Origin of the sequence: Streptococcus varani, assembly GCF_001375655.1 — a bacterium.
In the GTDB taxonomy this organism is placed as follows: Bacteria; Bacillota; Bacilli; order Lactobacillales; family Streptococcaceae; genus Streptococcus; species Streptococcus varani.
The window spans coordinates 87,014-112,050 of record NZ_CTEN01000003.1; the positions used below are offsets into that span (position 1 = coordinate 87,014).

The 25,037-nt window shown below is 43.1% G+C and carries 20 protein-coding genes; 8 read left to right on the forward strand and 12 right to left on the reverse strand.

Annotated features, from left to right (window positions below; genetic code table 11):
- Nucleotides 1–60 precede the first annotated feature (60 nt).
- The 6 genes from BN1356_RS06540 to BN1356_RS06565 all read right to left on the reverse strand — a co-directional run bounded on the left by BN1356_RS06540 (nt 61) and on the right by BN1356_RS06565 (nt 5,425).
- Entirely contained in the window at nt 61–426 is a 366-nt protein-coding gene (locus tag BN1356_RS06540) for an HNH endonuclease (protein ID WP_093650606.1), read from the reverse strand.
- A gap of 51 nt (nt 427–477) precedes the next feature.
- Complete coding sequence (locus tag BN1356_RS06545; protein ID WP_093650607.1) at nt 478–660, reverse strand: DUF6900 domain-containing protein; 183 nt, start codon at nt 658–660, stop codon at nt 478–480.
- A gap of 183 nt (nt 661–843) precedes the next feature.
- Nucleotides 844–1,320 (reverse strand): hypothetical protein, encoded by a 477-nt coding sequence (locus BN1356_RS06550; protein ID WP_093650608.1) that lies wholly within the window; start codon nt 1,318–1,320, stop codon nt 844–846.
- A complete protein-coding gene (locus BN1356_RS06555; RefSeq protein WP_093650609.1) occupies nt 1,313–2,689 on the reverse strand; it encodes a DEAD/DEAH box helicase in 1,377 nt (458 codons plus the stop codon). Before BN1356_RS06555 ends, BN1356_RS06550 begins: the two co-directional genes overlap by 8 nt.
- A complete protein-coding gene (locus BN1356_RS06560; RefSeq protein ID WP_093650610.1) occupies nt 2,670–2,951 on the reverse strand; it encodes a VRR-NUC domain-containing protein in 282 nt (93 codons plus the stop codon). Before BN1356_RS06560 ends, BN1356_RS06555 begins: the two co-directional genes overlap by 20 nt.
- Before the next feature lie 200 nt (nt 2,952–3,151).
- Nucleotides 3,152–5,425: a phage/plasmid primase, P4 family gene (locus BN1356_RS06565; RefSeq protein WP_093650611.1), complete on the reverse strand. Its 2,274-nt coding sequence runs from the start codon at nt 5,423–5,425 to the stop codon at nt 3,152–3,154.
- Nucleotides 5,426–5,739: 314 nt separating this feature from the next.
- Between BN1356_RS06565 and BN1356_RS12980 the strand changes: the two genes are divergently transcribed.
- From BN1356_RS12980 to BN1356_RS06590, 6 genes are read left to right on the forward strand one after another with little or no spacing between them, the layout of a single operon-like run.
- Nucleotides 5,740–5,874 carry a hypothetical protein gene (locus BN1356_RS12980; RefSeq protein WP_281175831.1) on the forward strand — a complete coding sequence of 45 codons (135 nt, stop codon included), beginning with the start codon at nt 5,740–5,742 and terminating at the stop codon, nt 5,872–5,874.
- Nucleotides 5,849–6,169, forward strand: coding sequence for a hypothetical protein (locus tag BN1356_RS06575; protein WP_093650613.1), 321 nt, complete (start codon nt 5,849–5,851; stop codon nt 6,167–6,169). Before BN1356_RS12980 ends, BN1356_RS06575 begins: the two co-directional genes overlap by 26 nt.
- On the forward strand, nt 6,166–7,287 hold the full coding sequence (locus BN1356_RS06580; RefSeq protein WP_093650614.1) for a DUF2800 domain-containing protein: 1,122 nt from the start codon (nt 6,166–6,168) through the stop codon (nt 7,285–7,287). The genes BN1356_RS06575 and BN1356_RS06580 overlap by 4 nt, the downstream gene beginning before the upstream one ends.
- A 4-nt stretch (nt 7,288–7,291) precedes the next feature.
- Nucleotides 7,292–7,855, forward strand: coding sequence for a DUF2815 family protein (locus BN1356_RS06585; RefSeq protein ID WP_093650615.1), 564 nt, complete (start codon nt 7,292–7,294; stop codon nt 7,853–7,855).
- A 24-nt stretch (nt 7,856–7,879) separates the two neighbouring features.
- Nucleotides 7,880–8,044: a hypothetical protein gene (locus BN1356_RS12625; RefSeq protein ID WP_176694246.1), complete on the forward strand. Its 165-nt coding sequence runs from the start codon at nt 7,880–7,882 to the stop codon at nt 8,042–8,044.
- Nucleotides 8,045–8,091: 47 nt separating this feature from the next.
- A complete protein-coding gene (locus BN1356_RS06590) occupies nt 8,092–10,047 on the forward strand; it encodes a DNA polymerase (RefSeq protein ID WP_093650980.1) in 1,956 nt (651 codons plus the stop codon).
- Between the two features lie 44 nt (nt 10,048–10,091).
- Here BN1356_RS06590 and BN1356_RS06595 read toward each other — a convergent pair whose 3' ends face one another.
- Nucleotides 10,092–10,697: a hypothetical protein gene (locus tag BN1356_RS06595; RefSeq protein WP_093650616.1), complete on the reverse strand. Its 606-nt coding sequence runs from the start codon at nt 10,695–10,697 to the stop codon at nt 10,092–10,094.
- Between BN1356_RS06595 and BN1356_RS12465 the strand changes: the two genes are divergently transcribed.
- The gene (locus BN1356_RS12465; protein ID WP_141651832.1) at nt 10,688–10,876 is read left to right on the forward strand and encodes a hypothetical protein; all 189 of its coding nucleotides are present in this window, start codon (nt 10,688–10,690) and stop codon (nt 10,874–10,876) included. The genes BN1356_RS06595 and BN1356_RS12465 overlap by 10 nt on opposite strands.
- A 214-nt stretch (nt 10,877–11,090) precedes the next feature.
- Here the strand turns inward: BN1356_RS12465 and BN1356_RS06600 are convergent, their stop codons facing one another.
- The gene (locus BN1356_RS06600) at nt 11,091–12,977 is read right to left on the reverse strand and encodes an ImmA/IrrE family metallo-endopeptidase (RefSeq protein ID WP_093650617.1); all 1,887 of its coding nucleotides are present in this window, start codon (nt 12,975–12,977) and stop codon (nt 11,091–11,093) included.
- 138 nt (nt 12,978–13,115) lie between these two features.
- On the opposite strand from BN1356_RS06600, the gene BN1356_RS06605 reads away from it, so the two are divergent.
- Nucleotides 13,116–13,808 carry an XRE family transcriptional regulator gene (locus BN1356_RS06605; RefSeq protein WP_093650618.1) on the forward strand — a complete coding sequence of 231 codons (693 nt, stop codon included), beginning with the start codon at nt 13,116–13,118 and terminating at the stop codon, nt 13,806–13,808.
- A 45-nt stretch (nt 13,809–13,853) separates the two neighbouring features.
- Here BN1356_RS06605 and BN1356_RS06610 read toward each other — a convergent pair whose 3' ends face one another.
- Genes BN1356_RS06610 through BN1356_RS06625 form a run of 4 tightly spaced genes read right to left on the reverse strand, consistent with a single transcriptional unit; the run spans nt 13,854 to nt 24,905 of the window.
- Nucleotides 13,854–14,171 carry a DUF6572 domain-containing protein gene (locus BN1356_RS06610; protein WP_093650619.1) on the reverse strand — a complete coding sequence of 106 codons (318 nt, stop codon included), beginning with the start codon at nt 14,169–14,171 and terminating at the stop codon, nt 13,854–13,856.
- Entirely contained in the window at nt 14,168–14,794 is a 627-nt protein-coding gene (locus tag BN1356_RS06615; protein ID WP_093650620.1) for a hypothetical protein, read from the reverse strand. Before BN1356_RS06615 ends, BN1356_RS06610 begins: the two co-directional genes overlap by 4 nt.
- The gene (locus BN1356_RS06620) at nt 14,791–24,477 is read right to left on the reverse strand and encodes a DNRLRE domain-containing protein (protein ID WP_093650621.1); all 9,687 of its coding nucleotides are present in this window, start codon (nt 24,475–24,477) and stop codon (nt 14,791–14,793) included. The genes BN1356_RS06615 and BN1356_RS06620 overlap by 4 nt, the downstream gene beginning before the upstream one ends.
- A complete protein-coding gene (locus BN1356_RS06625; RefSeq protein ID WP_245620315.1) occupies nt 24,474–24,905 on the reverse strand; it encodes a hypothetical protein in 432 nt (143 codons plus the stop codon). The genes BN1356_RS06620 and BN1356_RS06625 overlap by 4 nt, the downstream gene beginning before the upstream one ends.
- Nucleotides 24,906–25,037 lie beyond the last annotated feature (132 nt).

A 25,037-nucleotide genomic window follows, 5' to 3' on the forward strand; every position in this document is an offset into this window, starting at 1 on the left:
TTTATACTCCCCTGCCCCAAAAGATGGAAAATGGGATACTTTTATAACGAAACTCCAAATTTAGAACCGATAAGTATATTCCACATATCGATCAGTCGTCTTGGTCTTTCGGTCGTGACAAGATTTACAGAGAGCTTGCCAGTTGGATTGATTCCAAAATAGTTCGTGGTCTCCTCGATGAGGTGTGATATGGTCAACCACCGTTGCCTTGGTCAGTCGTCCTTCTCTGTGACAGTAAGCACAGAGAGGGTTGAGCTTGAGGTAACAAAGCCTTGCTTTATTCCACCGTGCGTTGTAACCTTTAGCTTTGGTTGACTTAACGTCAAGTGCGTGGTTAGCCTTGTGGGCATCGCAGTACTTGTTTCCATAAGTCACAAGGTTGGGACAACCATTCTGCTTGCAAGGGGTGTTGGGGCGTTTTGGCATTGTCTCTCCTTTCCACAAGAAAAGCCCAACCCTTCTGGGCTAGGCTTTGGTTTATTTTACTGAATTTCTGCCTGCTTCATAGGCTCGCTCGAGTGCGTTTTTTATGCCCCAAACCGGAATGTCGTAAAAATCGAGGTTGTCGCTCCAACGTTGTTCCAAGGTTTCTACTTGCAATTCTTCTTGAGCAACCCTTGTAAAAATCGCATCCAGCTTTTCTTGTTGGCGTTTTGTCACTTTAATGACCTCCTCTTGTTTTGTATGTGTATATTACTGTACAAGCAAAAGGATATCCAGTCATTACTGAGAGATTTTTTATCTTTTTTGACACTTACAATTCTACCACAAATTTTTACAAAAGGAGGTCAATGTTAGGTCACACTTAGTTCAGGAGTAGGTCAGGGGTAGTGCAAGGGGAGGTTACTTTTCCAAAGAATAGCCCATTTTCAGATAAACTCCCCTAACGTGATCCAATATCTTGCGACGCCAGTTTCTAACCGTACTACGGCTAATGTGAAACTCCCTCATCAAACTATCCCAATTGCACCCTGGCTTTAACATTGCTTGTGCAAACTCAGCTAGGTCATCCTTGAGAAATCGAATAGCCATATCAAAATTATCAAGATCATTTGCCAAACGTATATATCGCTGAGTCAAGTCCGCCAAGAACTCCTCGTTCTCCTGAATCATCTTCTCACGAAAACTTAAGGCTATCATCTCTGAACGTTGGTTTGTCGGAGTTGAAGTGACTTTAGGCTCATCAGACCGTTCAAAGACAAGTGACCCAATCACTTCATTCTCAGTTACCGGCTTAAAGTTCTCCAAGCGATACTTCAACATTTCCAAGTCTCCCTTGAGTTCATTGTAATGCGTCAGTATGTATTCTGCCTTATCCATCCCTACCTCCTATCTCTGCTCTAACCGCTTCAATCAACCGTGACTGTTGAGCATCCTTGTTTTCCAGTGCCTTGAGAATTTCCTCGTCAATGGTTCCTTCCGTCACAATGTGCTGGATGACTACCGTCTCCGCTTGTTGCCCTTGTCGCCAGAGACGTGCATTGGTTTGTTGGTATAGCTCCAAGGACCAAGTCAAACCAAACCATACCAAATGATGTCCACCCTTTTGAAGATTAAGACCGTGGCCTGCACTTGCTGGATGGAGCAAACCGACTGTGATATTCCCCTTGTTCCACTCACGAATGTCATCCTCCGTTTTGAGAACTGTACTCTTAATCTTTAGTTTTGCCAAGCGTTCCTCAATACGCTGAAGGTCGTGCTTGAACCAATAAGCAACAAGAACTGGCTCATCGTTGGCGGCTTCAAGAATATCTTCCAAAGCATCCAGCTTTTGGTCATGAAGACTCACCACTTCATGGTCATCTGAGTATACAGCACCATTAGCCATCTGCACTAACTTATTTGAAAGGCTAGCCGCATTGGCCGCTGTCACCTCACTATTTTCAAGGTCAGAAAGGACATACTCTTTCTTGAACTGAATATAGCATGCCTTTTCTTTGTCCGTTAGTTTCACTGATTTCTTGGTTGAAATCAACTCTGGCATCTCCAAATAATCCATAGCCTTCATGGAAATGGTAATGTCATCAATCTTGTCATAGATTTGGCACTCCGCATAGTCCATTGGGATGTACTCGTAGATAATGTTTCCATTCCTACGGCCCTCGTCAAAGTACCGACTACGGTATTCTCCAATGAAACGACCTAGACGCTCTCCACCATCAATGACCTTGAACTCCGCAAACAAGTCCATGAGTCCGTTTGAGCTTGGTGTCCCAGTCAATCCCACTACACGTTTCATGTAGGGACGCATAGCCATAAAGGACTTAAAGCGTTTGGATTGCCAAGATTTGAAAGAAGAGAGTTCATCAATGATCACCATGTCCCACTTGAAATAGGGGTTGCACTGTTCCACCAGCCAGGGGAGGTTTTCACGATTGACAATATAGATGTCCACATCCTTTTCGAGAGCTGCTTTTCGCTGTTTAGGAGTTCCCACAATCTTAGAATAGCGGAGGTGCTTCAATTCCTCCCATTGCTCAATCTCATCACTCCATACCGTATTTGCGACACGAAGGGGTGCAATCACCAAGACCTTGGATACCTCGTAGCGATCAAACATCAGATTGTTGATGGCTGATAGGGTCGTGGCAGTTTTCCCCATCCCCATGTCTAGGATGACTGCTACATAAGGGGTTCTTATGATGAAGTCCTTGGTGACTTCCTGATAATCATGTAGTTTCAATTGCATCTAACACTTCTCCAATCTTCTCAACACTATCCAGCACATAAACTTCAAAGCCTAAACTTTCAAACATCTTGTGTCTAGATACCTGTAACTTCCGTGGTTTTTCATGGGGAGCCTTTACTTCCACCAGACCAAACTTGCCTTTGGGTAAAAATACCAACCTATCTGGCACACCTGCAAAGGAAGGTGATACCCATTTGGGACAAATCCCACCACGATCTTTAACAGCTTTCACCAATCCTTGTTCAATGTATTTTTCTCTCATCTTGTTTAACCTCCGATTATGTCGCCAGTGAGGGGTGCACTTTTTTAGGTTGGTGCAAGTCGTGACACTCAATAACTAAACCCTCTCCTTTGTTTCAAGACAGAGTAATAGTGACAACTATGAATGACTTTTGTTTCTGACTTTCACGACTGTCACCCACTCTCTTTGGTAAGCAAGCCGACTTGCACCGACCATCACCATTAATCCAAGAAATCATCATCAGCTTTCAACTGTAAACCTTGAGCAATCATTCCCTTTTTAGTCTTTTTCTTGGTGAACCCAGCATTGGCTAAAGCCGTATAAAAGTCTGTAGTGCTGCGTGTGTACTCATTGACCTTCACGCAATAGGAACGATAAGCGGAATAGAGTTCTCCTGATTTCTCAGTCAATTGGTCGCCAATCTCACAACAATCACCAAGGAATTGTCCCAGCCAATCATTGGCTTCACGATAAGCCGAAACTGAGTCTGATACCACTTGTGGTAAGGTAAGTTTGAAATTTGCTTTGATGGCTTTTTCTGCACCCTCAATAATCCAAGACATAATGGCTGGTGCTGCTTCATCGTAAAGGTAGTCCGCAAAGTTTTTGATGTCTGACCGATCTGTGATTTTGGCATTAAAAGGAATGACAATCAGACGTCGCCAAATCCCATCATCGTTCGCACCTACTTTAGGCAAATGGTTAGTGTAAAGAACCAGCGTGTGAGATGGCACGAAATGGAAAGGTGCTTTATACTTCTTCTCAGCTAATATTTCATCTGTTGAACAGAGCTGTTTGACCATGGCAGTATTCAGTCGCATCCCTTCGCTCATCTCTGAAGCAATAATAAGACGCTTTCCCTTAAGCTCCGCCATCTCTGGACTGACATTCCGTCTGACACTCATGGTCAAGGCTTCTGCCGATAGCTTTCCAGAGTAGTTACCAAGAACTCTTGCAATGGTATTCCAAAAGGTAGATTTGCCATTTGCCCCGCTTCCATAAGCAATAATCATGTGTTCTTGATAGACTTTTCCAATAGCTGCCATGCCAACAATTTCTTGGACATAAGTGACGAGCTCATTGTCTCCACAGAAGAAGGTATCTAGAGTCTCCTGCCAGAGTTCTTTTCCTTTATCACTTGGAGAAGCGGTGGTCATTTTAGTTAGGTAGTCAGCTGAATCATGGTCTTTAACGCCGGACAATCCTTGTGACAAATCGATAGTGGCCTCAGGGGTATTCAGTAAGAGTTCATTCTTATCTAAATCCGACACACTCAAACGAACCATATGCTTGGCCGTTTTAGCGATAGCTGATAGATTTCGGTAGTCACGATATTTCATGACAAATTTATAGAACTCAAGTGCTTTCTTATATTCTTGATAGGCAACCAGTTGGATTGGTGTCTCAATAGCATTTTCTAGCTTTTTGCCACCTTGTTGTATAATCATTTCAGGAATACCAGATTGCTTAAGTTTTTGAGCAGCATTGTTAAGTTTAGTTACTGCAACTTCCAGTTGCATATCAAGGAACTGATGAATTTGACACATGGCCAATTGCTCGTCTTCTACCCAGTGCTTACCATCGTAAGCGAGGTAGTCTGTCTCCCTAGTAAAAGCAATCTTGTCGCCGAATTCCCTTGCTAGGAGACCTGCTTCTCCGATGTCTGAATAATCATCCGGTTGCATCTCTCCACGTTGAAACTCTTCTGGAGACTTATAATCTTTGGAGTTTTTGATGGTTTTGTTATAAAACCGAACAGCGCTTCCCCAGATGGTGTCAAGCTCTGCCTTCTCAAGAGGAGGGACACATTTGAGAGATTGTTCATTGAAGCCGTCTCGTGCTTCTTTGGTCACACCCAGACGTTTGAGGATTTTAGCCGCAAACACTGACATGGTTGAATTACGACTACCTTCAGTAATCGGACCAGTAGGTGGCGTGTAGAAATCTGCATCAAAGTCTTCCTCGTCTACTTCTTCCAATAAATCCTCATCAATGGTTAACCATGAATCATGCCAAAGGGCTTGTGCAGTTGGATTTCCAAAAAAGAAACGTGCCGCATCCTTGGCCTTATCGTCAAAGAAACCATAGCGGTTGACCAGTTCTTCTTTCATCGCAACATAGACATCTTTATCTGTGACTTCATTTATTTGGAAGTAAATATGGAATTTTGGTCTAGCTGATTTGTTTCCCTTTTGAACCATATGGTTTCGACTGGTCACCAAAGCAAAGTTGTAATCCGCAAAAATTTCTTTCAGTCTTTCTTCAGTCATCCACTCTTCTGAATTGTCAGAGTAATCATTGTCAATATCCATAACCAGTACATCTGACTTAATGAAGTTGGTATTGGATCGAGTATTATTTAAAAATACCCCAGTCACATGGTCAAACTGTGTATTTAATTGTAGGGTTGTTTCATCCATAATCGTTACTTGATGAGGATAAACTGTTGTCGTTTGAACACCAGTTTGTCCAGAGTGAGATAAGGTAAATTGCATTGAGCTTTTCCTCCAATAATAGTTTTTAACGAGGAATTTGATTCCTCCTATCTTACTAGGTATCATTCAGATGGATTTTTCCGCTTTTCGAACAAAAAAATTTCAAAAAAAAATAATCTTCCTTTATATGCACACAAGGAAGATTTTTTCATTTCTAAAAAAGTTAAAGTTTTTTTCTCAAAAAGCGGAAAATTTGCTTCAAACAGTACCTAGATAGGTGTAAGGTGAAGAATTTCTCCAGTTTTCAAAATAATATTTTTGAAAAACCGGAATTTCAACCGAAAACCTTACCTAGAAAGATAGGAGGTCACAACATGACTAAGGAAACCATAATGGAATACGAGGATGACTTAGTGGATACCTTAACCGCCATCAGCATCATCTCAAAGCAACTAGTTCGCAAGATAAAGGAGGAAGAAATCAATGAGCAAAATGAAACAACTAATTGATCTCATCAATGAGATGGAATCAACTGCCAACTATTACCTTCGTTTAGTAGATGAGTTCAAGAAACTTCTCTCTACTGAGGAAGAAGCAACATCTGAAACGGTTGAAACGAAGACTGAACCACCAAAAGAACTCAAGCTGGAAGATGTTCGAGCTGTCCTTGCGACCAAAGCCAAAGATGGTTACAAGAATGAAGTTCGTGCTCTTCTCAATAAATACGGAGCAGAGTCCCTTTCAGCCTTAGCAACTGAGCACTACGCAGCTGTCCTTGAAGAAGCTGGAGGAATTGGACAATGACAAAACACGCAGTCCTCTCTGCTTCAGCCTCTCACCGCTGGCTCAACTGTCCTCCTTCTTCTCGACTGACCGAGAACATGCCTGATGTGACCTCAGAGTTTGCGCTTGAGGGAACTGATGCTCATGAACTTTGTGCCTATCTTGTCGAGAAAGCATTGGGGATAAAAGCCAGAGACCCAACTGAAAGTCTAACTTACTACAACGAAGAGATGCAAACCTGTGCTGAGGAGTACCGCAACTACGTCATGAAGCAGGTTGAGAAAGCCAAAGTCTACTCTCGAGACCCAACAGTTCTGGTCGAACAGCGACTGGACTTCTCCAAATGGGTACCTGAAGGTTGCGGAACTGGAGACTGCCTGATTGTGGCTGATGGTCTACTTCAAGTTATCGACTACAAGCACGGACTGGGAGTTTTGGTTGATGCAGACCACAACCCTCAAATGATGTGCTATGCCTTAGGTAGCCTTGAGATGTTCGATGGACTGTACGACTTTGATAAGATTACCATGACCATCTTTCAACCACGAAAGAACAACATTTCCACCTTTGAAATGGATAAGTCTGAACTGCTTGAATGGGCGGAAAACGAACTCTCACCCAAAGCAGCACTCGCCTTTAAGGGAGAGGGGGAGATAACCTCTGGTAAACACTGTCAGTTCTGCAAGCTCAAGAATGTTTGTCGCAAACGTGCGGAGAATAATTTGGCACTCGCCAAGATGGAGTTTGCGGATCCAGCTACCCTTGATTACGCAGATATTGCAGAGATACTGCCTAAGTTAGACTTACTGATTTCATGGGCAAATGATGTCAAAGCGTACGCTCTTCAAAAAGCAACTGAAGGAAATAAAATCCCAGGCTATAAACTGGTAGAGGGGCGTTCGGTTCGTAAGTTTTCAGACGAAGTAGCCGTCAGTCAAGCGGTGATGGAAGCAGGCTTTGACCCTTACGAGAAGAAACTCTTGACTATCACTGCCATGACCAAACTCCTTGGCAAGAAAACCTTTAATGACCTACTTGGTGGTCTGATTATCAAACCAAGCGGTAAACCAACACTCGTTCCTCTTGACGATAGTCGTCAAGAGATGACCCTAGCAACAAATGAATTTAAAGAGGATTAAACTGATGACAATGAAAGCAAACACAACAAAAGTAATTACTGGTAAAAACACACGCTTCAGCTACCTGAACGCTAATGAACCTAAATCCATCAATGGCAGCCTACCTAAGTACAGCGTCTCCCTCATCATTCCAAAAGATGATGTGGAAACTATTGATAAAATCAAGGCAGCTATTGAGTTAGCCTATAAGGAAGGTGAGTCCAAACTCAAAGGGAATGGAAAAACAGTACCAGCACTTTCTCTCCTTAAAACACCACTGCGTGACGGTGACCTAGAACGTCCAGATGATGAAGCCTATCAAAACGCCTATTTTGTGAACGCCAACTCACCACATAAACCAGGAGTGGTGGATGGTAATCGCCAAGAGATTATCGATACTTCTGAACTCTACTCAGGTATCTACGGGCGTGCCTCCATCACTTTCTACGCTTTTAACTCAAATGGGAATAAAGGAATCGCCTGTGGACTTAACAACCTGCAAAAACTCCGTGACGGAGAACCACTTGGTGGTCGTACTCGTGCTGAAGATGATTTTGCGACTGAAGACGATGATGATTTTTTGAACTAAGGAAAGGAAAGGAAATAAATGACTATGATTGAAACAATTTTATTCTACATTTTATGGGGAGTGCTTCTTTCTTGGGGACTTTACCTCAACTACATGATTATACGTGATGACATCCGCAGAGAAAAAGAGTGTAAAGCGGAGAAAAAACGCGAAAAAGAAAACACAACACCGCTACGACGTAGCCGATAATAGACTGGGTGGCAGCACTCCTGCCACCTTTTATGAAAGGACAAGAAATGACAATAAAAGAACTATCCGTGGATTTGGAAACCTACTGCGAGGTGGACTTAAGAAAATCTGGTGTCTACCGCTATGCGGAGGATGATTCTTTTGAAATCCTTCTCCTTGCCGTATCAATCGACAATGGTCCTGTAACTGTTTATGACTTAACCAAAGAGGAACTGCCCATCGAGATTATTCAAGCCTTAGTCGATGACACTGTTACCAAGTGGGCATTCAACGCCTCTTTTGAACGTGTTTGTCTCTCCAATTGGCTGAAGAAACATCACTCTGAATTATTGTCTGATGGATTTCTCTCCCCTACTTCATGGCGATGTAGCATGATTTGGTCAGCCTATCTTGGACTCCCACTCTCTCTTGAAGGAGTTGGAGCTGTCCTAAAACTCAAAGACCAAAAACTAACTGAAGGGAAAGACTTGATTCGCTACTTCTGCTTACCTTGTAAATCAACAAAAGTCAATGGTGGACGCACTCGGAATCTCCCCAATCATGCGCCTGACAAGTGGGCTATCTTTATCGACTACAACAAGCGTGACGTTGAAGTGGAATTGGCTATTAAAGAACGGCTGAAGAACTTCCCTGTTCCAGACTTTGTTTGGGAAGAATACCACCAGGATCAAATCATCAATGACCAAGGAATTGGTATTGATATCAATTTTGTCAAAGCAGCAATTGTCATTGATACAGAAAGTAAAGCCAAAATCCAAGAGGAATTGAAAGAACTCACTGGACTTGAAAATCCCAACTCAGTCCTTCAGATGGTTGGTTGGCTACGAGAACATGGAGTAACTACTGATTCTCTTAATAAGAAAGCTGTCAAAGAACTCCTCAAAACGGTTGATGATAAGACTGCTCAAGTTCTCAAACTCCGTCAGAAAGCCGCCAAATCCAGCGTTTCCAAATACAACGCCATGATGAACTGTGTCTGTAAGGACTGTAGAGCCAGAGGGATGTTTCAATTCTATGGAGCAAATCGAACTGGGCGATGGGCTGGTCGTCTAGTACAACTTCAAAACCTCCCACAGAACCATCTAGCTGACCTCAAGGAGGCCAGAGAATTATTCAAAATGGGTGACTTAGAAGTCACTGAACTCCTTTACGATACACAGGACACCTTATCCCAACTTATCCGCACTGCTTTTGTACCAAATCAAGGGAAAAAGTTCATTGTCTGTGATTTCTCTGCCATCGAAGCACGTGTCTTATTCCATCTTGCAGGAGAGAAATGGCGAAGCAAGGTCTTTGAACAAGGCAAGGACATCTACTGCATGTCTGCCTCTCAGATGTTTGGAGTAACTGTTGAGAAACATGGAGTCAATTCACACCTAAGACAGAAAGGGAAATTAACCGAGCTTGGATGTGGCTATGGCGGATCAGTAGGTGCACTTAAAGCTATGGGCGCTATTGACATGGGACTAAAAGAAGATGAGTTACAGCCTCTTGTAGATTCTTGGCGACAAGCCAACCCCAATATTGTACTTTTCTGGTGGGACCTGGATAGGGCTGTGAAGACTGCCGTCAAGAAGCTAAGTCAAACTGAAATTCATGGGATTCAATTTGAAGCTACTAAAGGGATGTTATTTATCACTCTTCCTTCTGGAAGAAAACTAGCCTATGTCAAACCCAAAATGGGAGAGAACCAATTTGGTGGGGAGTCTGTCACCTATGAAGGGACTAATGCTGCCAAATGTTGGGAAAGACTTGAGAGCTACGGTCCAAAGTTTGTCGAGAATATCGTCCAAGCCATTAGCCGAGACATTCTTGCCTACTCTATGAATCAATTGAAAGAGTTCAAGATTGTCGGTCATGTTCATGATGAAGTCATCATTGAGTGCGACCAAGACCAAAGTCTGGAAGAAATTGCCTCCTTAATGGGAATTGCCCCAAACTGGATTCCTGACATCAATCTTCGAGCAGATGGATACGAATGCCTCTTCTATCAAAAAGACTAATCGAAAAAACACCGCCACCTCACACTCGAGATGGCGATGTTCAATTATTGATTCAGTTCTTTATAAACATCTTTAGCCATAGCCTGTGCCTTATGGATATTAACATATCCTTGAGTTTTTTTCATACCTAGTTTAGCAATAATTTCTTGCTTTGTAATGTTCACATCTTGGTAAATCAACTTCAAGATTTTACCGTATTTCTCATTACGTTGGAAAACAACTTCAATCAATTCTTCTAGTGTTTCCAATAACATCAGTTTCTCCTCATGAGATGGAATACCATTTGGGTCATAACTTACTTCTTCGGCACTATTCATTTTTTCAAGCATTTCATCCAATGATAAAGTGTTAAATCTCCCCTTAGAGTACCGATTAAGATACTCATTTACGTGCATATTGAAAATACGGAGAGTGTTCTCGAAATTCTCGACAGGCACAGGAACAAATCCTACAAGTACTGACTTTCCATAAAACTTAAATGTCTTGAGATTACTAGGATTGATATCATTATTCTGTCGCATAGTCTCATCACGAATCACCATAGGAGCGAGAACTTGATTGTTCTCACAAGGTACATCGTTATAAGGTTTTTCATTCTTATAGCGTAATGGAGTGAATTTTGATGAGTAGTTGTTGTCTTGTGTTGTCATGTGATTTTGGCTTTCCAGTTAATACCGAAAGCACACATGAGAAATCAAGGCATGCAAAAAATATTCTTGACCGCATAGTTACTTTCCTCTATGTTATCGGTCAGCTAATTTCACAAGCTGAAAAAGTAGCTATCATCTCCACATCTGAAATTATGGTCACCGTCATGACTCCGCTTTGATGGTAGGGGTTCTTTATAATCTAAGTATAGTACCTTTGAACGAAAAACAACACAGCAAAAAATGAGGGGGTAGAACAGCTTCTCTCATTTAGAGAACCTTATAAATCCAATATTTTCAAGCTATCCTATAAGATACCTTTCCTAACCACCAGTCAATAATCTAACCACGACAAGCAAAAAGCACCCGTCAAAAAGTGACGGGTACATTCAAAAATTATTTCTCCCAAAATTCAGGTATTTTCATCTCTATCAACTTCTGGTTGCATTCATAAGCTCCCAAGTGGTAGCAATGCCACAACAACATCTTATAAGCACAATGAGTTGGCATATCGTCTCTAAAAGTAGTGCCACTCTTTTCAATCAATTTAAAGCTAAAGTCAGGATATAACTTCATTCCAAGGGTAATTCCCATCATCTTTTCTAACTTCCGACTCGCATCCTTTTTGGTTTCAAAACGCTGGATGGTCGTAAGACTGACACCGGATGCCTCAACAAGTTGTTCTTGGGTGATGCCTTTACGTTCACGGTGATAAACTAACATTCCACAAAAGCCACTCGGCATCTCCTCATTGATTCTAGCGACCTCTTCAAATATTCTTCCACCGTCTGAAATGATTGTACCATTGACAATATTAGTAAACTCAGAGAAATCCACTTCTATTTCAACTGTTGCTTTCCCTCGGTACATGACATACTCATTGAAGATAGTAATAGATATGGATCTATTTTTATCTGTCTTATAAGAGATATCAAATAGTAGGCAACACTCATCCATGTGCTGATAGGCATAGTCGGTCATTTCATAAACACCATACTCCACCATATTCACATACTTAGGGTCATTCAGGCAGAAATGATTATCAACATAAACATATCGTCCTGAATCCATCAACTCTCTGAACTGTTTATTCTTCCAGTTTAATAAACAAGCATTAGGAAAGGAAATCGTAAAACTCTTGTTTTCAGTCATGACCCGAAGTTCACAACCATAACTTCGTAAATATTCATTCCCAACAAAATTGTAAATACCTTCAAACTCATGGTAACCAAGTTGTTGTAAGCGAATTTTAGCAGCTAAACGCGAGACTTGAAAGAATTCTGCTAAATCATCTATGATTCTTTCGAACATAGTCAACTTTTCATCACTAGCATATGTTAAGGAATAATCTGTAAAGAGTTGGTTAACCTTCTGCTTTGTCGTAGACTTAGGCATCAGAATCCTAGCAGCTATACCATTTGCCTGCCACTCCATCCAATCATAATCACTCCACTCAAGCGAGGTGGAAGAAGAATTATCTTTTAAACTACTACTTCGCCTATGGTTCTCATCAAAAAGCATCTTATACTCGTTATGATAACGATGAAGTAGCCAGTGCACTGATTCATGAACAACAGTATTATTATAACTCCCTTGATTGCGTAAGCAGATTACTTCTGGATCAACTAGAATAGTCTTTTTCTTCACTAGTCGTGATACAAGATCTTTCTCATCATAAAATAAAACTTCTGTATCTTTGAAGACCATTTCTCCAAAAATGGAACTATCCTCCGTTAACTTACCTTCTATTTTAGTTAAGCCAATATTAGAAAGATAGACATCAATTGGTAAAGCCATGGGAGATTCAAGAGCAGCAGGATAATACTGTCTCAAAATCTCCTCAGCAATTCCATCCATCTCCTTGGCTTTAATATACGGAACAAACTTTGGACTGAGACCTAATTCACTATTATCATAATCTTTAGGATCAAAGGGGATAACCTGAAGAACTGTAAAATCATGTATTCCTCCATTCAACTCATACTCAACTGTAACTCTCAACCATAGATTGGCACTATCTGTCTCATAGCCGTATTTAGTCTTCCCTTTAATTTCAAGAGAAGCAATCACCTGTAATTCAGAAACAATAAACTTGTCTCTAAGTTTACGAGATAGGACTTTCTTTATCGTAAAATCATCCAGTTTCTTAAAGTTTGAATATTCAACAGTATGTGACTTGACCGATATCTCTGAGCTATTACGGTAAATATAGTTATCTACTGCTTCGAAAATATCGTTATAGTAGTTCGACTGAAGTAATTTATCAAAGGAATCATATGCCATATCTTTTTCTCATAAAATATATTAATATCTCTATCAATATTTGAGTTACCAGCAAAAATATTCGTTACTCTTGCTTTATATTATACACTATGATATGATTATGTCAAGTTATTATTTGACATAATTAAGGAGAAAGTCATGTTCTCACCCAGCAAATTAAAAGAATACAGAACAGCTCAAAAATTAACCCAAACAGCTATCGCCAAAGAGTTAGGTGTCACCAGATCCACTCTTTCAGCTTGGGAGACAAGGAAAAGTGTCCCTAATAAAAAACACCTCCAAGAACTGGCTCAAATCCTCCATATCAAGTCCAGTGATTTACAGGAGGAACACCCTCATCTAACCCTCTATAAACAACTCAACAAAGCCAACAAAAAGAAGGTCGATGAGTTGACTCATGACCTACTTAAGACACAAAAGGTTGTGCCTCTCTTTAGTATACAAGTTCTAGACAATGTCTCCCTCTCTGCAGGACACGGCTCAAGCTTCTATGATGAATATGAAACTAGAGAAGTCTTTACCGATAAAGACTACCTTTACGATGTAGCAACTTGGATTGATGGACACTCCTTGGAACCTGTCTATCAAGATGGAGAGGTCGCCCTAATCCGTGAAGGTAGCTTTGACTACGACGGAGCAGTCTACGCAGTTACGTGGAATGAGCAACTCTACATCAAAAAAGTCTATCTGGAAGAAAATGGCTTCCGCCTCGTCTCCATCAACAAAGACTATCCAGATAAATTTGCCCCAGCAGAAGATGAACCAAGGATTGTGGGGAAGATTGTAGGGAACTTTATGCCTATGGAACATAAAAAGCCCTTGAAGAAATAAATTCTTCAAAGGCTTTTTGAATACTAAGCAAGACAGGTATATTTCTTAATCAATTACTAATTTTATGAAAATATTTTCCCCCTTCAATTGTTCCGAAACTTTTTTTAAATAAGTATTCGCAACATCATTTGGAGCATATTTAAAATATATAATTATCATAAACTCCTTAATACCTGACCAATTACTCAAATATTGTTTGGATTTTATATAGTTATAATAATTGTTTAGTTTATCGGTAAGAATTTCTAAATGGATATCGTACTCCACCCAGTCAAGATTATCTGCAATCATTAAATTTAGTCTATCCGATTTTTCATTATCGATACCTGCACCATCTATTTTTTCTAAATCAGTAATACTCATCCTTTCTCCTTTTCCAAACAATACTCAACAACATAATCATATATATACTTATTGCCTTGGGCAAAACGCCCTTTTTCATGAGACACTATTTTTTCTTCTGCTATTCTTCTAGCTGCACTATATTCTAAATTATGGATTTTAATTAGCATATGCATCAAATTGATATCATAAAACCCTGGATTTAATACATTTTTAGAATAGGAACAAAACTCTTCTAATGTTTTATATTTTGATGCAATATCATTAGCAATATCAATAATTATTCTTATTTCACTATCAATATAGGGTATAACTTGGTCTCCTTCTTCAATATATGTTGAACGGTCATAAAAACGTAAAGAATCAAATTTAAACGCTCCTACAGCTTTTAAACTAAGTGGTTGACTTTTATTATCTTCCATATTGAAAACATCCCAAAATAAATCATCTATTATTGAAGGTTTTATATAAGCTTTTACTGATAATTTAGGAGTATCAAAACCGGAAACAGATATATTGATGCTTAAAAAGTACTGTTCAACCATTTTAAATAGTACACCAATTTTACTATTGAATCCATATTCTTTTTTCATGAGTTTAATAGTGTTATTTACATATATTTTAGTTTCTTTTTTACTAATCATGGTCTAATCACCTGCACTCTCGTTCCCGCAGATATTAAGAAACCTCCAGTAAAGTCTCCCTTGCCCTTACCAACTACATGGCCCCCATTTTCAAATAGTTGTTCGAATCCATCTTCTTGATTCTTAGTTAACCTAGCAGTTGCTGATGATTTATACTCTTGAAGAATTAAATCTCCTGTTGCACTATCATGTCCAATTGCATCCGTCCTAAACTTAGTTCCATCTTTTGTAACAATAGTTATCTGTTCTTGAGCATTGCTTGATATTTGCTTAAATTCATCAAATTTTTCGATTTCAAAAGCTCTACCTTTGGCTTTATTAGCCTCTAAAACTTGCTGCTTTCTAATATCTTGTTTTACCTTGGCTTCACGACGAAGATGTTCATCAAAATTAGAATTATCTCTAGCTTTTTTACTTGCTTCAATGTTCTCAAGAACTCTCTGACGCATATCATCAGATGATTCCACATTAGTAGATGATTTAGTCTTCTTAACTTGGACATCTCCACCTTTAGGCTTACTAGTATTGACATCTGCCTTGGCACCTTTTGCACTTCGTGCTGGGATACCTTCCGACACCGCATTAATGGCAAGACTGGTCGCAATACTTGCTGGGGTGACTTTACCACCTTGTGCCGCATCCACAATGGTATCAACGGCGGTTTCCCCAAGAGTATCGACCGCATAGCGTGCTGCTGAACCGCTGACGGATGACGTTGCTACGCCGAAACCTCCAAGCAGACCACCTGTCATAGCGCCTGATATAGCGCCATTCCAAGCTCCGCTCAAAGTGTTCTTGATAATATCTTTAGGTTTGTCCCCTGAAAGAACGCTTGTGGTGAGACCGCTAACTGCTCCTCCTGCTGCTCCGGCTGTTGCTCCGACCGCTGCCGCTGTCACAACAGTTGCTGCTGCACCACTTAAACCTAGACCACTAACGCCTGCCGCAATAAGTGGACCTGCCGCACCAGCTGTCGCAACGGTAACTGCTGTCGCCGCAACGGCTGCCACTGCCACAATCGCAACCTTCTTCCAGTCAATCTTCTTAGCTGCTTTTACAATTTGCTTACCAACCCTCTTGGCTGTCGTACACACATGCTTCAAGGTCTTGGCAAGGGCTGCACCCCAGTTACGAAATAGATTCGTACCTTCTCGACTTTTCGGTGTTCCCTTAATGCCAGTTGCTTGCGCATACTCATTTCGAACGGCTTGTTGGCGCTGGGCTTGAACTTGTGCCTGCACTTGCTGGTACTGAGCTTGGACATAGTTGCTTGCACTATGATAAGCTTGTTGCCCTGCATGGTAAATCTTATTGACTTGTTGGCCAACCCAGTTTGTGGCCTTATTCCACTGCTGACCTACCCACTGCTTGGCTTGATTCACCTTGTTACCAACCCAATGAACTGCTTTGTTATAGGCACTCTTAGCCGCATTCCAGGTATTCGTCGCAGCTCGTTTCACCGTATTCCAAGTGTTGCTGGCTACCTTCTTAACACCGTTCCAAGCCTTGCTTGCCGCCTTCTTAATACTCTTCCAGAAGTGTCCACTTGGGTCGGTGTAGTTGACAGGGTTATTGTGGACATAACTGTAGAGATTCTGACTCAGTGGATCCGTCAACTCACCTTGGTAGGAATCCTCAGTGAGGAAAGTTCCAGCACTGCTATCATAATACCTTGCTCGTAAATAGTCAAGTCCTGTGACATCACGGGCTTCGCCATTGTAGGCAAACGGGTTTCCTGTATCATCTGTCGTTTTTGTGGTAGAACCATAGAGACTGTAGCTACTTGAGGCAACTGAACTGCCGTCTTGGGTCAAACCTGTCACAGAACCTGCTTGATTGGTCAGGTAGTGATAGTGTTTGCCTGTCTCATTATTGAGGTAGGAAGATCGACCATAACCATAGGAGTAGGTTTCTCTTGCCTTTAGCTCACGGTCATAGGTCTGAAGAACCTCGGTGTGCTCCCGATTGACATCGTTGATATAGTTACGCTCTTCGTAATAGTTAAAGGTATCTTCTCTCGTAGTGTATGGGATGAGGACATCTTTCACCTCTGACGCATAGGTCACTTCCCCCTCACCCGGGAGATTCCCTATGTCTGGTGGGTTGACCACTAAGCCTTCGTCGTTGGCTCTGTCCTTGGCCACTTTCTTGTGATAGGCAGTTGAGACATCGTCAAAAATGTGATGCCAGATAGAGCCTACCGTCTGTGGGAAGCTTGATAAAGCTTGAAGGACATTCTGGCTAAAACCATACCAGAAGAGAGATGGCTCTTCCCCATTTGGAGACGTTTGTGGCGATTTCTTCTTCTCTTTTCGTCTAAAGAGTTGATAGGTGTTCTTACCTTCCTTACGGCTAGCGGTAAAGACCCGATTATCATCACCGTCATAGAGGGCTGCCATGAGAAGACCCTCCTTGTCCTTAACCGCAAGCAGGCGGTTCTCCGTGTCGTAGATGTAATCTAGCTTCTCATCATTCTTCTTGGAAGAAATCCGATTGCCATTCTTATCGTAAGTATAGGTCGTTATGGCATCCTTGTTCTCCAGCTTGGTCAGACGGTTATTATCATCATAAGTGAAGCGGGTCTCTTCTTTCTTCCCGTCCACTTCTTCTGTGCTGGTCAGCTTGTTTCCTGCGAAGTCGTAGGTGTAGGTGAGCGTAGACAGTTCCTTACCAGCCTTGTCAGATACTGTCATGGTCTCAATCTGACCTAGGGTATCGTAGGTATAGGCTTGAACAAGGGTTTCCCCATCTTGCGTGATCGTTTCCTTGGTGATGTAGTTGCCATCGTCGTACTCGTAGGTGTAGCTAGAAATCAGCTTATTCTTCTTGTCCACATGACGGAGTTCGGTCACTCGGTGCGCCTTGTCATAGATCAAGAAGTTCTTGGTCCCATCCCCACGTTTGACTTCCGTCATGTCTCCTGCTTCATTGTAGCTATAGGTCGTTTTCTTCCCTTTAACATCGGTCACTGAGGTCAAGCGGTCTAGCTCGTCATAGGTGTAGGAAACGGTGCTGCCGTCTGGGTAGGTCATCTGGCTGATATTACCAAAGTCGTCGTAGTCGTATTGAATCAGACTACCGTCTCCCTGACGGACACCTGTAATCTCCCCTTCATCGTTGGTCTCGTAGTTGGTCGTACCTGTCAGGTCACTCATAGAGACACGGCGACCATCGCTATCATAAGTATAGAGGACTTGACCATCTTCTTTCTTCGAGTAGTCTACCTTGAGCAGTTGATCCAGCTTATTATAGTCATAGCTGATCGTCTGACCGTCTGCCTTGGTGACTTTCTCTAGCTGATTATTGATATTGTAGCTATAGGTCTCCTTATCTCCAAGAGCGGTCATACGCTCCACCACATTGGAGAGCTGGTCGTAAGTGTATTTTGTAACCTTACCGTTTCCGTTGGTAATAGAGGTGACATTCCCCACACTATCATAGGTGTAGGTTGAGGTAGACGCCTTATCCCCAGTCCCTTGGGTAGCTGAAAGTAACTGGTCCTTGAGGTCATAGGTGTAAGTCTTGATGCGCTCACTACCAGATAGGACACTAGTTAAATTCCCATTGCCGTCATAGGTCATGGTCGCTTGACCACCTGCTTCATTCATGACCTTGGTGACATTGTTGTCATGGTCATAGGTGTAGAGGGTTAGTTGACCTGCCGTATCACTTTCACTGGTCAAGCGATTGAGACTATCATAGGTCCGCTTGGTTATTTGACCCAGTGGATTGATTTCTTCTAAGAGATTCCCATTCGGGTCATAGGTATAGCTGGTCTCCCGCTTGCCGTTAACGGTACGCTTGGTCACTTGACCAACTGGGTCATAGCTTGAGGCAATCTCTCGACCTGTCGGACTCTTGATGGTCTTAAGCTGATCAAGAGTGGTGTAGCTAAAGCTGGTGGTTGCTCCCGATGGACTGGTCAACTTCTCAAGGTTACCCGCCTCATCATAACTATATTTCGTTTCAAGGTCAAGGGCATTCTTGGCGGTTAAGAGACGTCCCACCTTGTCATAGGTATAGCTATTCGTTCTGTCTGACTGGTCGGTTTCCTTGGTCAGGTTACCAGCTAGGTCGTAGGTATAGCTCTTCGCTAGACCTTGTGGACCTGTCTGCTGGGATAGGCGACCCAGTGCGTCATAGGCATAGGTGTAGATCGCCTCATTTGGCAAGATCCGCTTGGTGGTGCGACCGTAGAGGTCATTGGTGTAGGTTGTAGTATGTCCGTTTGCGTCGATCTCACTAGAAAGGCTACCTGTCCTGTCATAAGCATAGGTCGTCTCGCCACCTGTTGGGCGTTTGAGACTGGACAGACGGTTCATCGCATCATAGATAAAGGTGGTCGTGTGCCCTTCTCCTGTGGTTTCAGTGAGACGGTTACCGACCGCATCATAGGTGAAGCTTTGTTTGGCGCCAGTCGGTGCGACTGTCTCCACCACCCGTCCCAATGGGTCATAGGTGAAGGCTGTTACCTGTCCATTTGGATCGGTGTAGAGCACCAAGCGTTGGTTGGCATCATAGCCATAGCTGGAGCTATTCCCATTGGCATCTGTCAGCTTGGACAGGTTGCCAAGCACATCATACTCATAGGTTGATTGGTGGCCTTCTGCATCGGTCTCTGTCACCACACGGTTGAGGACGTCATAAGTATAGGTTGTCTCCCGCTTGAGGTGATCGACGATCTTGGTCAGATTGCCATTCTCATCGTAATGATAGATCTTGGTCTTGCCCTCTTGGTCGGTTGACGTTGCGACATGCCCCATGACATCGTAGGTAAAGGTTTCGCTGGTCCCGTCCGCATAGGTGACCTTGCTTAGTTGATTGTCACTATCATAGCTATAGGTCGTTACCTCTCCAAGGCTATTGGTCAAGGTCAGGCGATTGCCAGCCTTGTCATAGGTGTAGGACTCATTCAGGTCTTGGTTATCTTTCTTAGTCACCACACGGTTGGCGGCGTCATAGCTGTATTCTGTCACTAGACCGCTGGAATGTGTTTGCTTAATCAGACGATCCAAAGCGTCATACTCTTGGGTAATGGTCGAACCATCTGGCAGGGTCACTTCCTTGAGTTGAGCAGTCTCTGTATAGCGCATCTTGGTCACATGACCATTGGCATCTGTCTGCTCAATCGGATATCCCAACTCATTATAGACATAAGTCGTCTTACCACCTAAGGCATCCACAATCTCTTTTGGCTGCTCCATCTGGTTGTAAGATGTGGTGGTCGTGTTACCAAGACCGTCTGTAATACTAGCAATTTGATTTTGACCGGTATAGGTTGTTGTCGCCGTATAGCCTGCCGCATCAGTGACACTATTCTGGTTACTATTGGCGTCATAGGTCATGCTTGTCTTGTGACCTAAGGCATTGGTGGTCGCAATGAGACGACCTGCTGGACTGTACTCATAGGTGGTTTCACGACCGAGGCTATCTGTCATAGACAGGATATTGCCCATAGAATCCAAGGTGTAAGACACACTCGTTTTATCTGGGTAGGTAATAGATGTCACATTACCAGACTGATCATAACTATAGCTAGTTGTCTTATCACCTTTGGTTTCTGTCAGTTTATTTCCTACTGCGTCATAGGTGTAAGAGACGGTCTGACCTGATTCATCGGTATAAGATAGGACACGACCCATAACATCGTATGTCGTGTTGGTCTTTGTTCCAATTGGGTAAGTCACATCCGTCAGGTAACCAGAGGCATCATAGGTGTTTTCTGTGACCTGCCCCAAAGCATCTGTCACAGTCTTGATGGCATTGTACCTGTCATCATAGGTCAAGCTATTAGTATGACCTGCTTCGTTTGTACGATTAAGAACACGGCCCAAAGCATCACGGACAAAGGTGATTGTCTTACCTGTCGCATCGGTTTCTGTTAAAAGACGACCACGGCTGTCATAGGTATAGGTGGTGGTATGGCCTTCCGCATCTGTCACAGAAAGTTGGTTACCCACACCGTCATAGGAATAGCTATAGTTGCCTCCTTCTCCATTTGAAGCTCCAATCTTACGACCAAAGGCATCATAGGTAAAGGTCGTTGTGTTGCCATTGCCTTCCGTCACACCTGTAACTTGACCTGCTTGGTCAAAAGTATGGATTGTTCCAACACCATCCGCATCTTTCTCACTGAGCTGACGGCCTTCCGCATCGTAGGTAAAGGTCGTTGTACCGCCACGAGGGTTGGTGATGCCTGTCACTTGGTTGTGGGCATTGTAGGTCAAGGTGCTTTCCCCACCCAGTGGGTTGGTGACTTTGACCAGATTAGCCCCCTCGTAGACAAAAGTCGTCTTAGCCCCTAGCGCATCTGTCGTAGACAGGATACGACCTTGCTTGTCATGCGTATAGGAAATAATTGTTCCATCTGGAAGGGTTGTCTTTGTGAGGTTACTCTTACTGTCATACTCATTAGTGGTGGTATCTCCACCAAAGTCTGTGATAGACAAGAGGTTGTTCTTCTCATCATAGGTAGAGGTCTTGGTCGCACCGTCAAAGCGGGTTTCGGTCAAGACATTTCCATTTTCATCATAAGTGTAGCTAGTGGTGTGACCCAGTTCATTGGTCTCACTTGCGAGACGGTTATTAGCATCATAGGTTTTAGAAACACTTGTCCCATCTGGGTAGGTGATACCTGTTGTCCGGTATTGGTCATCATAGGTATAGGTGGTCTGGTTGCCATTGGCATCTGTGGTGACGGTTTGACCATCGCTATAAGCTAAGGTTGAGACCGCTCCTGTACCGTCCGTCTGCTTGGTTACACGGTTTTGGTCATCATACTCATTCTGAATGACTTTGGTGCCATTGCCGTCATACCAGGCTGTCATTCGTCCCCTGTCATCGTACTCATAGCGAGTCGGCACACCCGTCGCATCGGTATAGGTGGTCAGGTAGCCATTGTCATCATATTCATAGGATAGGGTAGACCCATTTGGGATTTGGATAGCACCGATGTAGCCTGCTTCATTATAGGTAATGCCATAGACAAGACCAGTTGGCGAGGTCACCTTGGTTAACTGGAAGTTTTCATTGTACTCAAATTGAGTTGTATTCCCCTTTTCATCTGTCTGACTGGTTAAGAGACCGTGGAAATTAAAGACTTTTTCTTGGTTGTCTGTATCAGTAATGCGGTACTCTTTGACCTCATACTTTTCCTTTTCTTCACCGCCAAAGTCCCCGTCTTTGGTGTCAATGGTGTTGACTTGGAGGGTTAGGTCATAGCCTGCTGGAGCCTTGTAGCTATCGCCGTCTTTGGTGAATGGAACAACTGAACCATCAGTACGAGTATAGTAAAGATTTTGGTTCTCATCACTTGAAATCTGCTCGTTAAAGGCAAAACTCCAGCCACGACCAAAGAGACTATTGATACCTGCAGCCTTCGAGTTGTAAGAACGGGCAATTTCAAAGTCGCCATCAATATCAGGGATAGACACATCCACCCGTTCTAGATAGAAGTTACCTGTGTTCAGGTTAATCGGTTCAAAGCCAAACTCACAGTGGAGACCCCGTCCCATCAAAAGCTTATCCACATCTGCTTTTACATCATCATTTAAGGCAGGTGGATTATAGGGCTTATTGGCATTCTTTCTCGGATTGCGGATAAAGAGGGTGTTGTTTTTGACCACCAACATATCCTGAATCCGGTTGTCATAGGCAATTTGATTAAGGGGGACACCGTAGTAGGATGCGATCTTAGGAAGCGTGTCATACTGGGTGACCTTGTAAATCAGGAAGGTATCACTGGATTTCTTCCCGCTTGTTTGATTATCCTTCTTACTTTCCGCATCAATCGTATAAACCACATTCAGTTCTGGTTCTGTGAAAGGAACTGTCGTCTGCCAGTTGGATAGTTTATCACGGTACTCGGTTGTACCAGCTTCAAAGACAGACTCAAAGGTACTGGTATTGGGATATTTATAGGAGAAGCTAGCGGTGCTGTCTCCTTTATAATCCTTAGAAGCATCACTCAAACCATAGCTAACAGTTGCCCCTGGTGTGGTCAAACCGTCCGCAAAGACACCTTGGAATTCAAGGCGACCTTTTTTATCGGTCTTGACCATCGTTCTGAGGTTAATCGTCGTGTTGCCTATCAGGTAATTCACATCTACAGGGTCTGGCACAGACCAGTTAATCGTCAGACTAGGTGCCTTGTCGGGGGTGAAGCCAATTTGACCCGCATTTTCTGCGGTGGCTTCGGTCGTATAGAAAGCACCGCCGTCTGCCCCTTCATCAGTCGCAGCGACCACCAAGCCATGGTTAGGAAAGGTGCCTTGAACCCAGCCATTCACAGTCTCACGAATGTCAAAGCGATGCATTTTCTTATAGTCTTCTGCTGGTGTCGCTTTGGCACTAATGGCATTCTCACCCGCAATCTCACGACCAATCGTCACAGAAGAATCCCACGTAATCGTATGAATATCAAAATCTTCTGTTAAACGGTAGGCACCAAACTGTGTCCCCGTGTTACCAGGGGAGGTGTATTGATAGAGGTTGAGGGTTGCACTATCAATACGAGCTTCGGAAGGAATGTTCTGTTTAAAATCATAGTTAATCTTAAAGTAGATCCGAGAGCGACCGATGTCCTTAGCAGCTGGAACCCCAATCATCAAATTGGTCATATAGCCGACATAGCCATAGCCAAGTCCTAAGTACCGCCCATGGACTGTACTGGTTACCGCATTTAAAATCTTCTCCCGCGGAACGGTGACTGTCGGGTCAATCCGTACAGGGTACTGGCGCTCTTTGGAAGAAAGCCAGTCTTTACCTGCGACGACGGTCACTTGGTATTTCCCAGATTTTTCACTCAACTCTAGGGTCACATCTTGACTGGTCTCACCAGCTGCGTCCACCATGATAGGGGCTGTCAGGACAAAGAGAATCTTGGTTTTTCCTTTCTCACGAACCAGCACTTGATTGTTTTCAAGGTGGACATCGTAGCTTCCAGCGTCTAGCCCATAGGTAAAGCGGTTCTTGCCTCTCCACTCGGCAAGGACGATTTCTTCTTTGACTCCGTTAGACTGAACCGTGTACTGGACATCGGTCTTGCCTTCGACATTGTTATACAAAATCGCATTTTGTTCAACCGTTGCCTTGTCATAGGTTGTCTCAAGAGGATAGAGGGAGATTTTCTCATCTTGATGAATGACATCAATCGGCGTCTCTTCCTTGACCTCACTTGGTAGCACCACTCCAACTGGGGATTCTTTAGGCAGATAGTAGTGGTTGCCGTTGGCATGATAGGAATACAGGGACAAGTCAACGGGGACTTCTACCCCGTCTTGGTCCACATAGGTCTTGATGTCACTACCAATATGGGTCACAAAATGGGTCTCATCCACACGGTAGAGCTGTTCTTGTCCACTGACCGCTACAGGTTCTCCATATTTCTGTTTGAGTTCTACTTCCGCATCACTCTCTCCTGTCACAACTTTCGGTTGTTGGATGGCATCGCCCTCATCTTTGGAAGATTCGGGTGTTGCACTAGAGGCATCAGCCGTTTCCTTATTAGCATTCTCAGAACCAACGGTTTGGCTCTTGGCTTCTTCTACCGCCTCCTGATGAGCTTGTTCTGCTTGAGATTGTTCAATAGCCTGACCGATTTCCTCGGCATACATAATTGGGCTATTGGAAACAAGCAGGGCCAGTAACACAAGGGCATTCATTAACTTATGAAGTCGTTTCATCTGGATGTCTCCTTTACGAGGTAACTAAAATAATACAAGGTGACAATCAGTACGATCGCATCAATGACTGACGCAAGGACTGAACCAACAGTCGGTAGCCAATAGTTGAGAAGAACGATACAAATAGATTCCATGAGCACTCCTACTAATGGTAGCCATAGGCAGTTCCGTCTTTCCCTAATAGGCAAATTCTTATGAATACTGACTAGGCCAAAGCACAAAATGACCTTTAGGACACTTTGAACGATGGTACTCATTGTCCAAACACCTATCCGCACAGCATCGTAGGCAAAGCTGGTATGGTCATACAACAGTTGACCGAATCCACCAATGATGAAACCTAAAGTAACAGCAGTTAGAAGATAGGCTAAGATCAGCTTGGGCAATCGCTTATCAGACCGATGGAGCTTGTAAAACCAAACAAGCAAAGGAAGGAGCAACGCTATCCCTAAGACAAGGGCAACTAGGCTTAGTACTAGTAGAAGGACGGGCAAGCCCCTGTCTCTAGCCCAAGGAGAGACCACTCCTGTATACATCAGTCGCTGACCTATTCCTAACAG